Below are 17,526 nucleotides of genomic sequence, written 5' to 3' on the forward strand. Positions count from 1 at the left end.
TTCATACACACTCGATAAACAGTGAACCATCACTCAATTATCTTACAGAGAACCGTATTTTGAGAGTTGTTAAAAAACAGATCTAACCCACAATAAAGAAACATATACAAAACACTCAATTGACATAACAGCAACAAAAAGCAATATTGGATACGTAACCAAAAATAACCCAATAACTAATTTTATGACGCATCAGGAGATGATTAATGGCTATGGTTGGCTTTGATTCTAAATGGCAAGATTTTCCAGACTACATATTAGGTATCACTAAAGAAATTTGGGAAGATCGAGGTCTGAGTACTCTACATAACTATTACTCACCTGACATTATCGTCCGTACACCACTCTCCATCACAAAGGGAAACGAAAAAGTCATCAGCGCGACCATGGGCACGCTAGCTGAGTTCCCGAACCGAACCTTATTAGGTGAAGACGTTATTTGGTCAGGGACTCCTGAGCAAGGCATGCTTTCATCACATCGAATCATTTCAACAGCCACTCACACTAATGATGGTGTATTTGGTAAAGCTACGAACAAAACACTTAAGTTTCGAATTATCGCAGACTGCCATGCCATCAATAACCAAATCAATGACGAGTGGATGATCCGAGACATTGCTGCAATCTCAAACCAACTAGGTATGACGTCAAAAGAGTACGCTCGTCAACAAATCGAAATAGAGGGTGGCGTTGAACAATGCCCATACCCTTTCACTCCCCAAGTCGACATACAAGGCCCTTACCTTGGCGTGGGTAACGACAATGAATACGGTCAGCGCTATGAAGACATACTGCGACGTGTAATGAGTGCTGAGTTCTCAGTAATACCAAAGGAATATGACCGAGCTTGTATCGGTGAATACACGGGTGGTCAAACTGCGCTCTCTCATAATGAGATAGACCAGTTTTGGATGTCACTACGCTCTTCCTTTCCGAACGCTGAGTTCAAAATTCACCACCGTATTGGTCGCAATGACGAAATGATGTCCCCACGTGCTGCTATTCGTTGGTCGCTACAAGGCAAGCATGAAGGTTACGGCATGTTTGGAAAGCCTACAGGAAAAGACGTCTACATCATGGGAATCAGCCATGCAGAGTTTGGGCCTTGGGGTCTACGCAGAGAGTTTACTCTACTTGATGAAAGTGCTGTCTGGAAACAGATTTTAATCCAAATCGGTTAACCATATAAGGAAGTATTATGTTGAACAGCTTGATAGAAAATTTCTACAAAACCTATTTTAACGCTCACTCTTCAGAACGGACTCAAGTCGCCCACGAGATGCTAAATGCTGACGTTAAATGGTGTGTCGCTCATCCGATTAACGACGTCTCTGGTGTCGATGAGACTGAGCAAGCGTTTCTATTACCGCTAATAAACTCGCTACCTGATGTTGAACGACGCCCTTCAATCATTATGCAAGGTGAATACGAAGGCCGCACTTGGGTAAACTCTACGGGTTATTTTGTCGGCACATTTGCACAACCGTTATTTGGTATTCCAGCAACAGGTAAAACGCTCTACTTGCGCTACACCGAAATGGTTTGCACCCAAGATGGTCAAATTATTGAATCCTATCTAATCCCTGATTTTATTGATGCAATGAGCCAAGCTGGCGTTAATCCGTTACGCAAAAGCCTAGGTCATACTGGATTAATCCCTACCCCAGCAACTCAAGACGGAATACAGACAGGTAGCATCGCAGCGGAAGAGAGTGAGAAAAGCCAAAAGCTAGTACTAGACATGCTGGCTTGCTTGGGTCGATTTGACGGCAAGCGTCTTGATTCAATGGATCTAGAAAACTACTGGCATGACGACTTTATGTGGTACGGACCTGCTGCGATCGGTACGACACGTGGTATCCAAGGTTTCCGAGACCACCATCAAGGACCGTTTGTATTTGCCTTCCCTGATCGAAGTGTCGATATAGAGCTCAATATTTTGTCCAAAAATGACTACGTATCCACAGGTGGTTGGCCACACATGCACGGTACGCATACTGGCACCAGTGGCTGGTTAGGATTAGCACCTACAGGCAAGCACATCGAGCTTCGCGTTATGGATATCTGGCGACGAGAAGGCGAATTACTCAAAGAAAACTGGGTCGCTATCGATATAGCACACATATTGAAACAGCTTGGTTACGATCTGTTTGAGCAAATGGAAGAACAATTAAAAGGACGTGAGCATGTATGAGTTTGGAGCTTTAAACTGGACAATTCTCGGTACTTATATCGTCCTTACTTTAGTTATGGGTGCACTAGTTGGTAGACGTGTTACTTCCGCTAACCAATTTGCATTAGGCGATAGAAATATTCCATGGTGGGCCATCGGTATTTCCGTTGTGTGTACCTATGTTAGTGCAATGTCTTTCTTGGGTGGGCCGGCTTGGTCTTATAAAGAAGGCTTGTCGGTGATCGCTATCCACCTAAACTACCCTTTGGTGATTTTCTTTATCGTTGCTGTGTTTATGCCGTTTTTCTACAACAACGGCCTCACTTCAATTTATGAATATCAAGAACGACGCTTTGGTAAAGCCTCGCGTATCACTCTGTCTTTGATTTTCTTAATTAAACAGGCGATAAGCTCAGCAGCGGTCTTGTATGCGACCTCATTAATCCTCGAGTTCATTACCGGTATCGATGTTACTTACTGCATCGTCATTGTCACTGTTATCGCGCTGATCTATACCGTAATGGGGGGAATTGCCGCCGTTATTTGGACAGATGTCATTCAAGCGGTCATTTTGTTTCTTGGGGCATTCATCATTATCGAAGCCGTTTGGAATGGCATGCCACAACCAATGACCGAAGTGATGCAAGATCTAAAGTCACAAGGCATGACGAATGCATTACAAACTAATTTAGATTTAAGCCAAGTTACCACGGTATGGGCTGGCGTTATCGCAATGACGATGTTCCACACTACTGTGTATGGCGGTAACCAAATGATGGTTCAACGCTGTATGGCGGCTAAAAGTATGGGTGATGCGAAAAAAGCGATGCTAATGATGGGTTATGTTGCTTTCTTCATCTACTTCGTATTCATTCTATTAGGCGTGTTATTCAACGCTTATTACGATGGTAAAGAGTTTGAAAATGGCAACACCATTATCCTGCACTATGCTAGCGAATATGGTATGCCAGGGCTGATGGGGATTATCGCTGCGGCTATTCTTGCAGCAAGTATGTCAAGCCTAGATTCCGCCTTTAACTCTATGGCTACCGTCTCTGTGACTGACTTCTATAAACGCTTTTATAAGAAAAATGAGTCAGAGGAACATTACCTCAAAGCATCGCGTTTCTTCACGGTTATGTGGGCGTTATGTATTATCATTCCAGCCTTCATGTTTGCGACCAGCACCGGCTCAGTTTTAGAAATATTAAGTAAAGCGGGTTCATATTTTGTGGGTGCAAACTTCTGTATGTTCGTTCTTGGCTTCTACTCTAAACATATTACAGAAAAGGGACTATTAATTGGTGTCGCTGCGGGCTTCGTGGCGATTTGGTATGTAGCGGTAGCGACTGATATTGCTTGGCCTTGGTACTGTGTTATCGGGGTCTTAGTTAATGCTATTGTCGCGTACGCAGCAAGCTTACTGCTAACCGGAAAACAGACAAAAATGCACCTCTACACAATCAAAGGTCAACAAGCAGAGTACACGCGTTTGAACAAACCGATCAAAGAAGACGGTTGGTATGTTGTTCCGGGTAAAGTCGATGCACCTTGTTGGGGATTACTCGTGATGTTTGTATTCTCGCTCGTTCTACTGTGGGGGATTAACGAGTTCATTGAGAATGCACCGATGTTGATTAACTTTATCCGTATCTGCTCTGTCATTGTTGCGGCAAGTGTCATAGGTTATATGATTTACTCATTCAAGCGATCTAAGACGTCAAATGAAGTAGAACAAACCAGCTAGAGTTATCCTCAAATTAAACTAGCTCCAACAAAAAAGGCTCACTAGATAGTGAGCCTTTTTATGTCTATTCAACGCAAAACCGAGGTTTAACGTTGCTTCAGTCTTAAAAGAACAACGTTAGAAGAATTCAATCGAGTTACGGCCACTTTTGTCGTCACGTTGTGGCTTAGGCGTATCCGCTTTCTTTTTCGGTTTGTTTTCTTTCTTCTTCTCTTTTTTCTCTTTCTTCGGTTCAGCCGTTGCGCTTAGCATTTCTGCTTTGCTTTTCTTAGATTCTTTCTTCTTAGAATCCTTTTTAGACTGACCTTTCTTCGCCTTGTTATCTTTTTTAGGCGCTTCTTTCTTTTTCGGCTTGTCTGATTCTTCTTGTACTGGCTGATCACATACCACTACATAGTATTCTTGGTTGAATTCAAAGAAGTCGCCATCGTACATTTTACGACGCTTACGCGTTTCCAGCTCACCATTTACCGCTACGTAGCCTTCAGAGATAATGTGTTTAGCTTCACCGCCACCACTCACTAAGTTAGCAATTTTAAACACTTTGTAGAGTTCGATTGGCTGTGATGAAACATCAATACCAATGGCTTCAATCTCAATCTCTTCGCCTTCTTCGCCAAGCTCTTGGCCTTCGTAATCAGCGTCTTCGTAATGTTCTTGGTCCATGGTGACCTCTACCTAAATATGTACTTCTGAAATATTGGGCGCAGTGTAATCTTAAAACAAGTAAATGACCATGCCCGATTAATGTATACAGTCTTATATTGTAATTGCTTTCAGCCCACCAATTACACTCAAAAACAAAAAAGCTCATGCGCAATATCGACAGCGTATGAGCTCAAATCAGATAATGATCTTAGGGATCATATAAACCTAAAACTAAGATAGACTGATAACAGGAGTAAATTTAAACATATCTTGGAAGGTACAAAACTCCACAGGGCCATGCGTCAAAGAGCCAAACGATTGAGCTAGACGCTCACCAATACGCTTCGCAGTTTGTTGTAATTCAATCTTATCTTGTTCTTCCAACTCTATAACGCGATAGCTCAAGGTAATATGAAAGTGATAGTCATCGAAATCAGGTACGTTAATACCTGTGGCGGCTTTTAGCGCTTCACGACACTGCTTCAGAGCTTGAGTAGACTGATCGTTAGCCGGTTTAATACGAATCGCAGTACCGCCAATCGGGCAGTTGTAAACGTAGTCATACATCATTTCAAAACCGCCTTGCGCACCTACTTGGCTTGCTTCAGTCGCGAACAAGTCGGTTGTTTCCGAAAGATCGGCGGTTAGGTCTAGCTTCGATGTCCACTTATGCGCTTCACGAATTTGATCGCAAACCCCTTCAAATACCGTCATGTGCATACTTGAAATCGGCAAGAAAGAAAATTTATCACCACAATTCATCGACTTAAGTTGGTCTTGCGCCCAACGTAATTCGTCAATTAAAGGCAACGATTGATCAAGGTGACAAATAAAAGTATTGCCAGGGAATGTTCTTACGCTTCCATCTTCATGGAACTTCACACCCACACTTGGTGCATATTTCATAACAATTATCCGATGTTTTTATTAAATACCTAGCGTGCGAAATACTGGGAACATGCATGCCCCATAGGTATTTAGCGACGATCCAATTTTTGAAGGAGAGAATTGAGCCATTGCATATGAGCGTTCAGCTTCTTCCCAAACCTTGTCTAATGCGACTTCATCAATAACGGCTTGGCTGATATGTTGAGGGCAAGAACCACCAATTACTATACAATCTGGGTCGAACCAACCTAAAGTGACAACTAACATAGGCTTAAGCTGAGCAGCGGCAAAACGCACCCATTTTGATACCACAGGGTTATCTAACCCCGGAATATCTTCAGGACCATCCACTTCCAGTCCTGATGCCGCCAGTTGATCCAATAAGCCACGAATAGTGGGCTTATTTTCTTCGCCAAGCAGGTTGAAGTATGTGCCGATTTCACCCGCATTATGCCGACTGCCTCGGTAAAGTTTACGGTTGATGATCACACCGCCCCCCACACCATGACCTAACTCAAACAGCACCATGTTTTTTACTTCTGGCCACTGACCAGAATAAAACTCACCTACAACAGCAACATTACAGTCATTATCGATCCAGACTGGCCATTCAAATACGTCACCAAAGATGCTTGCTAAATCGACCCCTCGCCAATGTCCCATCTGAATAATAGTACGAATCGACTTACCATCACCTTCAGAAGGCCCAGGCATAGAAACACCAATCCCCAAGATGCGTGCATTTTGGATTTTATGTTTATCAACCAATACGTCTATTTGAGCCTTAATGTTCTTAAGTACATCTATAATTGGCGCATCTTCGGCGTAATCGATGGTTTCAGTATCAATCACTTCACCGCAGAAGTTTGCCAAAGCGACTTCAATTCGGTGAATATGGAAAGCGATACCAAATGAAAATGCTGCGTATGGGTTCAACTGCAACGGAATGATGGGCTGGCCACGACCAACTTTTTCTCTTGGTCCTTCTTTAATCATGTTCATTGCCAGTAACTCTTTAGAAATACTGGTCACAGAGCCACTACGCAAACCTGTTTTTTCAACAATTTTTGCGCGTGGTACCGAGCTATGCTGTCGACAAACCGCCAGTAATTTCTTCTGTCCTGGAGTCAATTCTAGTTGTAATGGTTTTATCGGAGTTAACATGTTCAGTTGTTCTCTATTTATGGTTCAATCAATTTATTAGGCGGTGTCGCATGATGGGTTCATCAATAACAAAGTCGGATTTAAATCGCTTCCATACCGGCTTCGTGTACTAGCTCTTTCAACATATCAATATCGTCGTGGCTAATCATATCAATGAGGCCTTCGCTCAACCATTGAATAATTTCACTATGTACGTCGTAGCCATAATATTGATTAAACCATTGAGTTGGTTTCATATTTTTGTCTTTGTTTGGCAAATACAGACGTGTGGTTAAACCTGAGCTTTTATAACCTTCGAGTACACTTCGCGTTGTATAAGGGTATTCCACACACACAGCAGAAGCATTCGATTCCAATACGGCATTTAATTGATTTTGGTAGCGAGCAAGCGTCACCACTTGTAGCTGAATGCTTGGTACACACTCTTTCACAAGGTTAACTAACGTATGATCAAATCCCAACAATTGGATGTGATCTAGTGCATTCGGAGTTTGTTCAATTAATACCGTAAGCTTTTCTGCAAAGCGATGGTGATTGCGCCTTTGTTTCGCTTCAACAATCAGCCCAACACCATGTTCAATTGCCCACTCAAGTACTTCACTAAACTTGGGAATTGAAGTCTTTTCAAATGACGAATGGAACCAACCACCGAAATCCAACGCTTCTAATTCTGCCAACGTCATTTGCTCAACATAACCGCTCCCATCAGAAGTACGGTTAACGCTTGGATCATGAATCACCACCAGCTCTTCATCGTCTGTCATCGCGATATCAATTTCAATACAGCTGGTATTTCTCTCAACAGCGCTAATAAAAGCAGGCATGGTATTTTCAGGGCAACGAATGCAATCGCCTCGATGGCTATTTACTAGAACCTGTCCTTTTTTTGCCACATCAAAACTGAACATAAAACACCATCAATTAAACTACTTAAAAAAGTTTAATCTAGAATAGCGAAATATTACGCTTACTGTCAACGAAGAAGCGCCTACAAAACCCGAAAATAAAAAACCATTTAAAACAATTACTTATTAAACTTTCCGTGATCGATGAATGATTTTTACGCGAAAATACTCGATCGATAATAAAACTGAAATAAACTACAAATAATCTATCTGGAAATTTAAACTTTTTAAAAAAGGTTAATCATGGCAATTTTGGAACTTCGTTCTGTCACGAAAACTTATGGTGATTTTTACGCATCAAAAGAGATCTCATTCTCTGTAGAACAAGGCGAGTTTGTCACGCTACTTGGCCCAAGTGGTTGTGGTAAAACAACATTGCTGAAAATGATTGGAGGATTTCAAACACCAACATCCGGTGAAATTTTGATGAACGACCGCGTTGTTAATCAAATCCCTCCAGAGAAACGTGAAACAGCAATGTGTTTTCAATCTTATGCTTTGTTCCCACATTTAAGTGTTTCTCACAATATCTGCTTCGGTATGGTTCAGCAGAAGATCGACAAGAACGAGCAAAAACGCCGCTTAGCTGAGATTTTATCTCAGGTTGGTTTGGTTGAGCACAAAGACAAATTGCCAGCACAGTTATCAGGAGGTCAACAACAGCGTGTCGCATTGGCTCGTGCCATGGTAACTCGCCCTGACATCATTCTTTTTGATGAACCTTTATCTAACCTTGATGCAAAAATGCGTGAAGGTGTACGTTTCGAAATTAAAGAACTGCAACGCCAACACAGCCTAACGTCTATCTATGTCACACACGACCAAGCTGAAGCGCTAGCGATGAGTGACCGGATTGTAGTGCTTAATGGTGGCAACATAGAACAGATAGGTACACCTGAAGATATCTATTACCGCCCAGCTAACCGCTTTGTTGCCGACTTCATCGGTGCTGCCAATATTCATCAAGCCTATGTAGAACAAACTTCGGAAAACAACCAATACCGCGTGAGTTGTAACATGGGTGAATTTGTCGTTGAATCATCAGAAAAACCACAAGCCAATGAAGTTTTTGTTTGCTGGCGCCCTGAAGATGCAGGAATTTGTAAAAAGGGTGAAGCCAACAGCTTTGACGTGACTGTTGAATCGTCAGCTTTCCAAGGAAATAATTTAGATGTATTTGGTTTTGTTGGAACAGATACAAAGCAAAGAATTCGCCTTCAACTAGGCGGAAGAGTATCAGCAGAACCAGGTGAAATCATTCATGTAAAACTGCCTGAATTTGGCATGCGCTTCTTAGAGGGAGTGAATGGATGAATATAAAGCCCTATTTACTGCTCATTCCTGGGGTCGGCACTATCACCTTACTCATGGGAAGTGCTTTGTACGTAGTAATCGCGCAGAGCTTTGGACTCTTTAGTGTCATGGGAGAAACCAACGGGACACTAGAATACTGGCAAACAACTCTTAGCGACCCAATTTTATGGCGCTCAGTGGCTTACTCATTAAGAACTTCAGTGCTCGGTACATTAGGCGCAGTCATGCTAGCCTACCCTATTGCACTTTGGCTACACAAACCAATGCCTGGTAAGCCTGCCATTATTGGTGTACTTCGTGCCCCTATGTTTGTTCCAGGATTGGTCGCAGCGTTTCTACTTATGAACGTGATCGCTTACCACGGTATTTTCAACGAGTCATTACTAGCTCTCGGCATTATTGATAAGCCGATGCGTCTATCCAACGACAAGTTCGGTTGGAGTATTGTGGTATTGCAAGTTTGGAAAAACTTACCCTTTGCCCTAATCCTGATCAGCGGCTCAATTGCCAGTATCCGTGGCGATCTAATGGATGCAGCTCTAGACCTTGGTGCCACTCGTTGGGCAAGATTCTGTCAGGTGATTTTTCCGTTAACAATTCCAGCACTACAAGCTGCATCTATTCTGATTTTCATTGGCGCACTTGGTGATTTCTCGTTTGCTTCCGTAGCAGGTTCACGTAGTAGCTACTCACTGGCTATGTTAATGAACATTACTGCAACCCAATACTACGAATGGGAAAACTCCGCAGTCATTGCCATGGTGATCATGATACTTGCCGGTTTGTCTGCCGTTGTCCTGACTTTACTTACTCAACCATTTGCTACACGTAAAAGCGTTGTTGTGGATATGGAGAAAGCATCATGAGTCGCCTGCGCAACTTAACGAACACCCAATGGGTCATGTTGATCTCGATTAGCTTCTTTATACTAGTGAATTTGCTTTGGCTCGGTGTGCCATTTGCTATGGCTATCATTTGGTCTCTAGTAGATCCAAACCACCCATGGAGCTACCCAGACCTACTTCCGCAAGTTTTATCGTTTGGACGTTGGATAGAAGTATGGGAAACCACCTCTCTACCAGAAGCCCTACGTAACAGTTACTCTGTTGCTCCTGCCGTTGCTATCTTAACCATAACTCTAGCGATGCCGACCGCGTACGCATTTGGACGTATGGAGTTTCGCGGTAAAAAGTTGGCCGAGATGGTGTCACTACTGCCTATGGTTATGCCTTCTATGATTTTAGCGGTCTTTTTTAGTGCGATGCTCCTTGAGCTGGGTCTAACCGATCCATACGTAAACATTGTCATTGCGCATACAGTACTGGCTCTGCCTTACGCAATTCGTATTTTGTCAGCAGGCTTTAAAGCCATTCCACAAGATTTGATTGATGCCTGTTCAGACATGGGAGCTGGTAAAATTGGTACTTTCAAACACGCATTCTTGCCGATGCTAAAACCAAGCTTACTTGCATCATCAATCTTCTGCTTGGTAATCAGTATTGAGGAGTTCAACATGTCTTACGTACTGGGTGCCCCTGACTTTATTACCGTTCCAACAATCTTATATTCGTTTTTGGGTTACTCATTTATCAGACCTGATGCTGCCGTTGTATCACTGATTCTAGTCATTCCAAATGTACTACTAATGTTACTAATTGAACGTTTATTGAAAGGAAATTACTTGTCTCAATCGACGGGTAAAGCTTAATTTCGTGAGGATACAATGAAAAAAACTCTACTAGCAGCACTACTTAGCACCACAGCATTTTCTAGTTTTGCATACGATGTGAATACAATGACGTGGGATGAAATTGAATCTAAGGCAAAAGAAGAAGGCTCGGTGACTTTCTCTGTATGGTACCTACAACCAGGTTGGAGAAAGTTCGTCAAAAGCTTTGAAGAAGAGACTGGCATTAAAGTTCGTATCCCAGAAGGTACTCACGATGGTAACCGTAACAAGCTTCAAGCTGAAAGCCGTCGTGATAAAGGCTCAATGGATGTCGTAGCACTTGGCCCAACAGCGTTGAACACATTCAAACTAGAAAACACGCTGTTAAGCTTAAATAAGCTTCCAGAAATTCAAAAGCTGAACCAGGCGGCAGAAGGGATTAACTCTAAAGGCTATGGCGTCACGTTCTGGGGTAACCAAACCGGTCTAGCTTACGATCCTAGCCGTATCAAAGAGTCTGATTTACCACAGACCTTTGAAGAGATGGAAAGCTACATCAAAAGCAACCCAATGGCATTTGGTGTGAACGATCCAAACGGTGGTGGTGCAGGTCAGCGCTTTATCGAATCCAGCATCCGTCACGTATCGGGTGATTTTGACATGACGAACAAACTAGATAAAAAAGTCGTGAAATCTTGGGCTCAAACTTGGGATTGGTTTGAAGCTAACGAAGAAGACATGCTTATCACAGCATCCAACGCAGATAGCCTAACTCGTATTAATGACGGTGAAATTACATTAGCACCGGCATGGGAAGACCACTTAGCTGGTTTACAGAAACGAGGCGCAATCACAGATCGCATTAAGTTCTATATCCCTGAATTTGGCATGTCTGGCGGTGGTAACTTTGTCACTGTAGCGAAAAACAGCCAGCATCAAGCCGCATCACTCGTCTTTATCAACTGGTTGACGTCAGCAGACACACAAACGGCATTGAACGCTGAGTTTGGCACTGCGCCACAACACCCAGATGCAGACTCTTCTAAGGCGCTGATCTCACAAGATATGCGCAACAACTCAACCGAACCGTTTAACTCTGAGTACAGTGCTTATCTGAAGAAGCAATTCACTCGTAATGTACTAATGCGTTAAATTTAGATATTTCGATGCAATGCCTTAGCCTTTACCAGTAATTAAAACTAAAAAAGAACGATACGCTAAGTATCGTTCTTTTTTATTAGGCATTGTACAAACATGAATAAAGTCAGTTTATGTTAGATAGCGAAACTAACTGCTGCGTATATTCATGCTGGGGATTGCCGAATAAAGTTTCCGTATCGCCTTTCTCAATCACCTCGCCTGCTTTCATGACAATAGTGTAATGACACAAGGATTTCACGACATTCAAATCATGACTGATAAAGAGATAAGTCAGACCATACTTTTCTTGAAGTGACTTCAGCAAATCCAGCACCTGCGCTTGAACGGTTCTGTCGAGTGACGATGTTGGTTCATCTAGCAAGATAAACTCTGGCTTCAGAATCAAAGCACGAGCAATCGCGATACGCTGCCTTTGGCCGCCAGAGAACTCATTTGGGTAACGGTGACGAGTTTCTGGGTCTAGGTCGACCTCTTTCATTACGTCGCAGATGCGTTGGTCAAGCTCGTTCTCATCCAATTGTTGATGCACTAACAAACCCTCGCCAATCACTTGAGCGACTGACATTCTTGGATTCAACGCCGAGAATGGGTCTTGAAAGACCACTTGCATACGGCTTCGAAACGGTAGCATCTGTTGACGGTTTAAGCCTTGAATTTGTTCGTCAGCGTAGGTAATTGAACCTTCACTCTCCACCAACTTCAATATCGCCATACCAGTTGTTGATTTACCAGAGCCACTCTCTCCAACTAGACCGATTGAGTGCCCCTTTTTCAAGCTGAACTCCATGTCGGTGACTGCTTTAACATGCGAAATAGTCCGCTTGAATAAGCCTCCCGTAATTGGGAACCAAACACGCAGTTGGTCGACGTTGAGCAGAGGTTCACTTTGCGGAGAAACTGGAACGGGCAAGCCTTTAGGGTCAGAGTTGATAAGCTTTTGTGTGTAAGGGTGCGCAGGCGCGTTGAAGAGTGTTTTACAGTCATTGCTTTCAACTAAGCGGCCATCTTTCATTACCGCCACTCTGTCAGCAATTTTACGAACGATACTCAAATCATGAGTGATAAAGAGCATCGCCATACCGAGTTCTTGTTGCAGGTCTTTCAACAAATCCAAAATCTGCGCTTGTACCGATACATCCAATGCTGTCGTGGGTTCATCAGCGATAAGTAGCTCAGGTTCGTTGATTAGTGCCATTGCGATCATCACGCGTTGACGCTCTCCACCAGACAACTCATGCGGGTAGGCTGAAATCTTTTGCTCTGGGTATCGAATGCCAACCTTTGAAAGCCACTCTATCGCCAAGGCTTGCGCTTTATTGGTTCGCATTCCTCGGTGAATAGAAAGAGTTTCAACCAGTTGCTTGCCGACTCGATGAAGTGGATTAAGCGAAACCATAGGCTCTTGGAAGATCATTCCAATACGGCCACCACGAATCCCGCGCAGCTGTCTTTCAGAACAACTCAGGATATCGGTACCAGAGAAGTTAATCTTACCGTTTAAGTAGTGCGACGAACCTTTAGGCAAAAGTTTTAGAATCGAGTTAGCTGTAACCGATTTACCGGAGCCACTCTCGCCCACCAGCGCGAGTGTCTCACCTTTGTATATCTCCAACGAGACATCTTGCGTCACTTGTTCTATCGAGTCTTTACGCCCGAAACCGACAGACAATTCATCTATGGTCAGAACTGGAGATACATTAGAAGCCTCTGCTGTTGACCCTGAAGTAGGAGCTGTATTTGAAGTCATAACTTATCCTTACTTCTGTTGATGTGGGTCGAAGGCATCACGTACCGCTTCACCAACGAAGACAAGTAACGTAAGCATCAGTGAAAGCACGACGAAGGCAGAAATACCAAGCCAAGGCGCTTGCAAGTTAGCTTTACCTTGCGCCAATAGCTCACCTAATGAAGGCGAACCCGCAGGAAGACCAAAGCCTAAGAAATCTAACGACGTTAATGTGGTGACTGATCCAGAAAGAATAAACGGCATCATGGTTAACGAAGCAACCATCGCGTTGGGTAGCATGTGACGAAGCATAATGCGTTTGTCGTCAACACCCATGGCTTGCGCGGCGCGCACATAATCGAAGTTTCGGCAGCGTAAGAATTCTGCTCGCACGATGCCGACTAAACTCATCCAACTGAACAGCACCATAATTCCGAGCAACCACCAGAAATTAGGTTCGATAAAACTGGAAAGGATAATCAGCAAGAACAGAGTCGGCATGCCAGACCAAACTTCAATGAAGCGCTGCCCGAACAAGTCGACCCAACCACCGTAGTAACCTTGTGTCGCTCCGACTACGACACCGACCACACTCGATACTATCGTCAGAATAAAACCAAACAGAACCGAAATACGGAAGCCATAAATGATACGAGCTAATACATCTCGCCCTTTATCATCGGTTCCTAGCCAGTTCACCGAATCGGGTTCCGATGGCACCGCGCCGGAAATATCGAAGTTTATCGTGTCGTAGCTAAACGGAATGATTGGCCACACAATGTATCCGCTGTCTTCAATGAGTTCGATAACATATGGGTCTTTGTAGTCGGCTTCGGTTTCAAACTCGCCACCAAATTCTGTTTCGGCATATTCATTGAGAACAGGCACAAACCACTGATTATCATAAGAAACCAATAATGGCTTATCGTTGGCAATGATCTCAGCGAACAGGCTCAAGCCAAACAAGATGGTAAATATCCAAAGGGATATAAAACCACGTTTGTTTGCTTTAAAACGTAACCAACGAGCTTCTGCTAAAGGGTTGTTAAACATTTATTATCAATACCTTGTTATTCGTTCGCCATTAACGCGCTTCAAAATCAATTCGAGGATCAACCCAGGTATACGTTAGGTCGGAGATAATGCTCAGCACCAAGCCAAGCAAGGTCATGATATAGAGAGAGCTGAACACCACGGGATAATCTCGTTGAATGGTCGATTCAAAGCCAAGCAAACCGATGCCTTCGAGTGAAAACATCACTTCAATCAACATAGAACCCGTGAAGAAAATACTAATAAATGCGCTTGGGAAGCCCGCAATAATGATCAGCATGGCGTTACGGAAAACGTGCTTGTAGAGAATACTGCTCTCGTCCAAGCCTTTCGCTCTCGCGGTCACCACATATTGCTTATTGATCTCATCAAGGAAGGAGTTTTTGGTCAGCATGCTCAGTGTGGCAAAGCCGCCGATGACCATCGCAAAAATAGGCAATGCTAAGTGCCAGAAATAGTCGCCAATTTGCTGATACCAATTAAGCTGATCAAAGTTACTCGATACCAAGCCACGCAATGGGAACCAACTGAAGTAGTTACCACTCGCGAACAAAATAATCAGGATAATCGCAAACAAGAAGCCCGGAACGGCATAGCCAACAATCACGACCGCACTCGACCAAATATCGAAGCGAGAACCATGATGTATCGCCTTCATGATGCCTAAGGGTATTGAAATCACATAGATGATCAACGTGCTCCACAACCCTAAGGAAATGGAGACAGGTAAACGCTCGATGATTAAATCAATCACGTTACCGCCCTTAAACAGGCTTTCACCAAAGTTAAAGGTCGCGTAATTTTTCAACATGTCGAAGTAGCGAACATGAATCGGCTTATCAAAACCAAACTGCTTTTTGATCTCTTCAACCACTTCAGGATCAAGTCCGCGAGAGCCTTTATAGCCACTGGCAGAAGCTTGGTCACTTTCACTTAAATCAACTTCTTGTCCACCACCAGAAAAGCGCTCCATGATTCCAGAGTTATGCCCTTCTAACTGAGCAACGGCTTGCTCCACCGGACCTCCTGGAGCAATCTGGATAATGAAAAAGTTGATGGTGATGATCGCCCACAGCGTGGGGATCACTAACAGTAAACGTCGAAATATATACGCGGCCATGCTAACTAACTCCTAGCGACGTTTTTCAGGAAGCAATGCCGCCTTCTCTTCTGAAATCCACCATGTATCGATACCTAAATCGTATTTAGGCAATACATCTGGACGCTCAAACTTGTCCCACATTGCAACGCGATATTCACCAACGTGCCATTGAGGGATGTTGTAGAAATTCCACTGCAATACACGGTCTAGCGAACGACCTAACGTAAGAAGCTTTTCAGGATCCTGTTGGTTACGCGCAATTTCTTCTGTTAACGCGTCAACCACTGGATCCATCACACCGGCAGTATTGTAAGTAGAATCAATGTAGTTAGAGTTCCAAACAATCATTAAGTTCGGGCTAGGATAAGGGTTTGCAGAAAATGACGAAGACACCATATCGAAATCGCGGTCACGTAAGCGCTTGATGTACTGGGTGGTATCGATGGTACGGATCTTCATTTCGATACCCATGCGTTTCAGGTTCTTTTGAACAGGTGTTGCGATACGTTCTGTGGTTGGGCTGTAAATCAGCAACTCAAATGACATCGGCTTGCCGGTCTTTTCGTTGGTCATGACTTTGTCTTTTAGCACCCAACCGGCCTCTTTCAATAACTTGAAAGCGGTACGCATTTGGCTACGAATACGGCCACTGCCATCGGTGACTGATGGCTGGAACTCTTCGGTAAACACTCGCGGTGGAATTTGGTCTTTGTATTGAGACAACAATTCAACTTCAGCTTCGCTTGGTAAACCTTTCGCTTCATAGTCGGTGTTTTGGAAGTAACTACGAGTACGCTTGTACTGGCCATAAAACATGTTCTTATTCATCCACTCAAAGTCCATCGCGTAGGTTAACGCTTCTCGAACTTTAGGATCTGAGAACACAGGAGATTGAATATTGAAGACAAAACCTTGAGTCGTCTCTGGCTTCTCATGGTTGATCTCTTCTTTAATAATGTAGCCTTTGTCGAAGTTTGCGCCCGTGTATGAATTGGCCCAGAACTTAGCCGAGTTTTCGGTTCGAAGATCGAACTCCCCTGCTTTGAACGCTTCCAGCATTACCGTGTCATCGCGATAGTAATCGTACTGCACTTGCTTGAAGTTATTACGACCAACGTTAACGGGTAGATCCGCAGCCCAGTAATTTTCATCTAAACCGTATGTAACGCTTTGACCCGATTTATAGCTGATGATCTTATAGGGACCACTGCCTACTGGTGGCTCACTTAGAGGTTCAGACAGTTTTCTATCTTTCCAGAAATGTTTTGGTAATACGCGAGTACTTTGCGCAAAGCTAAACAGCTTCTCGCGGTTTGGCTTGTTCATCTCAATACGAACAACCGAATCAGAAACAGCCGTTACAGACTCGATTTCTTTGTAATACACACGATATTGAGGCACACCTTCTTTCGAAAACTTGTCAAAGGTGAAGGCAACATCGTGAGCCGTGATTGGTTTACCATCTTGGAATTTAGCATTTGGGTTAATGTCGATTTCCATCCAAGTGAAATCACTGGCGTAGCGAACCTTTGAAGCGATCAATGGATAATACGCATCAATCTCGTCACTCGGAGAAAACATCAAAGTATCGTAAATCTCACCCGTATAGCTGGCAGCAACGCCGCGAGAGCCGAATCGATTAAAGCTATCGTACGTACCTATGCTGCCATAAGTCACCTTGCCTTGCTTTGGCGCATCAGGGTTAACGTAATCGAAGTGAGTGAAGTCGACAGGATATTTCGCTTCACCAAAACCGACCAGTTGCGTGGTTTCAATAACGGTGACAGCGGGAGTTGATTCGGTATCAGAGGCGTAAGTAACGGAGGGATATAGAGCAATAAGCGGCAGCATAACTGCACATGACTTCAAATTAGACCTGAAAAACTGAGTGCGCTGCGAGGCTTTGCTTCGGAAATCTGTTCCCATTTGACTCTCCCTTCAAATGTTATGAATTCGATATTCAACTTGATTAACCG

The 17,526-nt window shown here is 43.6% G+C and carries 15 protein-coding genes; 7 read left to right on the forward strand and 8 right to left on the reverse strand.

The window, feature by feature from the left end; genetic code table 11:
* Positions 1 to 206: 206 nt before the first annotated feature.
* Genes AC3CKG_RS24510 through AC3CKG_RS24520 form a run of 3 tightly spaced genes read left to right on the forward strand, consistent with a single transcriptional unit; the run spans position 207 to position 3,920 of the window.
* Complete coding sequence (locus tag AC3CKG_RS24510; RefSeq protein ID WP_017111905.1) at positions 207 to 1,181, forward strand: nuclear transport factor 2 family protein; 975 nt, start codon at positions 207 to 209, stop codon at positions 1,179 to 1,181.
* Between the two features lie 17 nt (positions 1,182 to 1,198).
* Positions 1,199 to 2,194 carry a nuclear transport factor 2 family protein gene (locus AC3CKG_RS24515; protein ID WP_102311695.1) on the forward strand — a complete coding sequence of 332 codons (996 nt, stop codon included), beginning with the start codon at positions 1,199 to 1,201 and terminating at the stop codon, positions 2,192 to 2,194.
* Positions 2,187 to 3,920: a sodium:solute symporter family transporter gene (locus AC3CKG_RS24520; protein ID WP_372110366.1), complete on the forward strand. Its 1,734-nt coding sequence runs from the start codon at positions 2,187 to 2,189 to the stop codon at positions 3,918 to 3,920. The genes AC3CKG_RS24515 and AC3CKG_RS24520 overlap by 8 nt, the downstream gene beginning before the upstream one ends.
* A 117-nt stretch (positions 3,921 to 4,037) precedes the next feature.
* Here the strand turns inward: AC3CKG_RS24520 and AC3CKG_RS24525 are convergent, their stop codons facing one another.
* The 4 genes from AC3CKG_RS24525 to AC3CKG_RS24540 all read right to left on the reverse strand — a co-directional run bounded on the left by AC3CKG_RS24525 (position 4,038) and on the right by AC3CKG_RS24540 (position 7,528).
* A complete protein-coding gene (locus AC3CKG_RS24525) occupies positions 4,038 to 4,586 on the reverse strand; it encodes an RNA-binding S4 domain-containing protein (protein ID WP_102315037.1) in 549 nt (182 codons plus the stop codon).
* A 213-nt stretch (positions 4,587 to 4,799) separates the two neighbouring features.
* A complete protein-coding gene (locus tag AC3CKG_RS24530) occupies positions 4,800 to 5,474 on the reverse strand; it encodes a DUF1868 domain-containing protein (RefSeq protein ID WP_488529556.1) in 675 nt (224 codons plus the stop codon).
* 21 nt (positions 5,475 to 5,495) lie between these two features.
* Positions 5,496 to 6,620, reverse strand: coding sequence for an ROK family protein (locus AC3CKG_RS24535; protein WP_488529557.1), 1,125 nt, complete (start codon positions 6,618 to 6,620; stop codon positions 5,496 to 5,498).
* Positions 6,621 to 6,700: 80 nt separating this feature from the next.
* Positions 6,701 to 7,528 (reverse strand): glycerophosphodiester phosphodiesterase, encoded by an 828-nt coding sequence (locus tag AC3CKG_RS24540; RefSeq protein WP_488529558.1) that lies wholly within the window; start codon positions 7,526 to 7,528, stop codon positions 6,701 to 6,703.
* 240 nt (positions 7,529 to 7,768) lie between these two features.
* On the opposite strand from AC3CKG_RS24540, the gene AC3CKG_RS24545 reads away from it, so the two are divergent.
* From AC3CKG_RS24545 to AC3CKG_RS24560, 4 genes are read left to right on the forward strand one after another with little or no spacing between them, the layout of a single operon-like run.
* Positions 7,769 to 8,839, forward strand: a complete 1,071-nt coding sequence (locus AC3CKG_RS24545) for an ABC transporter ATP-binding protein (protein WP_102282226.1) — start codon at positions 7,769 to 7,771, stop codon at positions 8,837 to 8,839.
* Positions 8,836 to 9,705 carry an ABC transporter permease gene (locus tag AC3CKG_RS24550; RefSeq protein WP_102299885.1) on the forward strand — a complete coding sequence of 290 codons (870 nt, stop codon included), beginning with the start codon at positions 8,836 to 8,838 and terminating at the stop codon, positions 9,703 to 9,705. Before AC3CKG_RS24545 ends, AC3CKG_RS24550 begins: the two co-directional genes overlap by 4 nt.
* Positions 9,702 to 10,547 (forward strand): ABC transporter permease, encoded by an 846-nt coding sequence (locus AC3CKG_RS24555; RefSeq protein ID WP_102518042.1) that lies wholly within the window; start codon positions 9,702 to 9,704, stop codon positions 10,545 to 10,547. The genes AC3CKG_RS24550 and AC3CKG_RS24555 overlap by 4 nt, the downstream gene beginning before the upstream one ends.
* 15 nt (positions 10,548 to 10,562) lie before the next feature.
* The gene (locus AC3CKG_RS24560) at positions 10,563 to 11,660 is read left to right on the forward strand and encodes an extracellular solute-binding protein (RefSeq protein ID WP_488529559.1); all 1,098 of its coding nucleotides are present in this window, start codon (positions 10,563 to 10,565) and stop codon (positions 11,658 to 11,660) included.
* Between the two features lie 112 nt (positions 11,661 to 11,772).
* Here AC3CKG_RS24560 and yejF read toward each other — a convergent pair whose 3' ends face one another.
* From yejF to AC3CKG_RS24580, 4 genes are read right to left on the reverse strand one after another with little or no spacing between them, the layout of a single operon-like run.
* Positions 11,773 to 13,416 (reverse strand): microcin C ABC transporter ATP-binding protein YejF, encoded by a 1,644-nt coding sequence (yejF, locus tag AC3CKG_RS24565; protein WP_488529560.1) that lies wholly within the window; start codon positions 13,414 to 13,416, stop codon positions 11,773 to 11,775.
* A gap of 9 nt (positions 13,417 to 13,425) precedes the next feature.
* A complete protein-coding gene (locus AC3CKG_RS24570) occupies positions 13,426 to 14,448 on the reverse strand; it encodes an ABC transporter permease (RefSeq protein ID WP_102268575.1) in 1,023 nt (340 codons plus the stop codon).
* A 31-nt stretch (positions 14,449 to 14,479) separates the two neighbouring features.
* On the reverse strand, positions 14,480 to 15,568 hold the full coding sequence (locus AC3CKG_RS24575; protein ID WP_004730359.1) for a microcin C ABC transporter permease YejB: 1,089 nt from the start codon (positions 15,566 to 15,568) through the stop codon (positions 14,480 to 14,482).
* Between the two features lie 12 nt (positions 15,569 to 15,580).
* Positions 15,581 to 17,476 (reverse strand): extracellular solute-binding protein, encoded by a 1,896-nt coding sequence (locus AC3CKG_RS24580; protein ID WP_488529561.1) that lies wholly within the window; start codon positions 17,474 to 17,476, stop codon positions 15,581 to 15,583.
* Between the last annotated feature and the right edge of the window lie 50 nt (positions 17,477 to 17,526).

Source organism: Vibrio sp. QJM3NY_15 (assembly GCF_057785995.1).

Bases quoted from the DNA above. Each gene is read 5' to 3' on its own strand.
- AC3CKG_RS24510 (WP_017111905.1), top strand. From the start codon at position 207: ATGGCTATGGTTGGCTTTGATTCTAAATGGCAAGATTTTCCAGACTAC.
- AC3CKG_RS24515 (WP_102311695.1), top strand. From the start codon at position 1,199: ATGTTGAACAGCTTGATAGAAAATTTCTACAAAACCTATTTTAACGCT.
- AC3CKG_RS24520 (WP_372110366.1), top strand. From the start codon at position 2,187: ATGTATGAGTTTGGAGCTTTAAACTGGACAATTCTCGGTACTTATATC.
- AC3CKG_RS24525 (WP_102315037.1), bottom strand. From the start codon at position 4,586: ATGGACCAAGAACATTACGAAGACGCTGATTACGAAGGCCAAGAGCTT.
- AC3CKG_RS24530 (WP_488529556.1), bottom strand. From the start codon at position 5,474: ATGAAATATGCACCAAGTGTGGGTGTGAAGTTCCATGAAGATGGAAGC.
- AC3CKG_RS24535 (WP_488529557.1), bottom strand. From the start codon at position 6,620: ATGTTAACTCCGATAAAACCATTACAACTAGAATTGACTCCAGGACAG.
- AC3CKG_RS24540 (WP_488529558.1), bottom strand. From the start codon at position 7,528: ATGTTCAGTTTTGATGTGGCAAAAAAAGGACAGGTTCTAGTAAATAGC.
- AC3CKG_RS24545 (WP_102282226.1), top strand. From the start codon at position 7,769: ATGGCAATTTTGGAACTTCGTTCTGTCACGAAAACTTATGGTGATTTT.
- AC3CKG_RS24550 (WP_102299885.1), top strand. From the start codon at position 8,836: ATGAATATAAAGCCCTATTTACTGCTCATTCCTGGGGTCGGCACTATC.
- AC3CKG_RS24555 (WP_102518042.1), top strand. From the start codon at position 9,702: ATGAGTCGCCTGCGCAACTTAACGAACACCCAATGGGTCATGTTGATC.
- AC3CKG_RS24560 (WP_488529559.1), top strand. From the start codon at position 10,563: ATGAAAAAAACTCTACTAGCAGCACTACTTAGCACCACAGCATTTTCT.
- yejF (WP_488529560.1), bottom strand. From the start codon at position 13,416: ATGACTTCAAATACAGCTCCTACTTCAGGGTCAACAGCAGAGGCTTCT.
- AC3CKG_RS24570 (WP_102268575.1), bottom strand. From the start codon at position 14,448: ATGTTTAACAACCCTTTAGCAGAAGCTCGTTGGTTACGTTTTAAAGCA.
- AC3CKG_RS24575 (WP_004730359.1), bottom strand. From the start codon at position 15,568: ATGGCCGCGTATATATTTCGACGTTTACTGTTAGTGATCCCCACGCTG.
- AC3CKG_RS24580 (WP_488529561.1), bottom strand. From the start codon at position 17,476: ATGGGAACAGATTTCCGAAGCAAAGCCTCGCAGCGCACTCAGTTTTTC.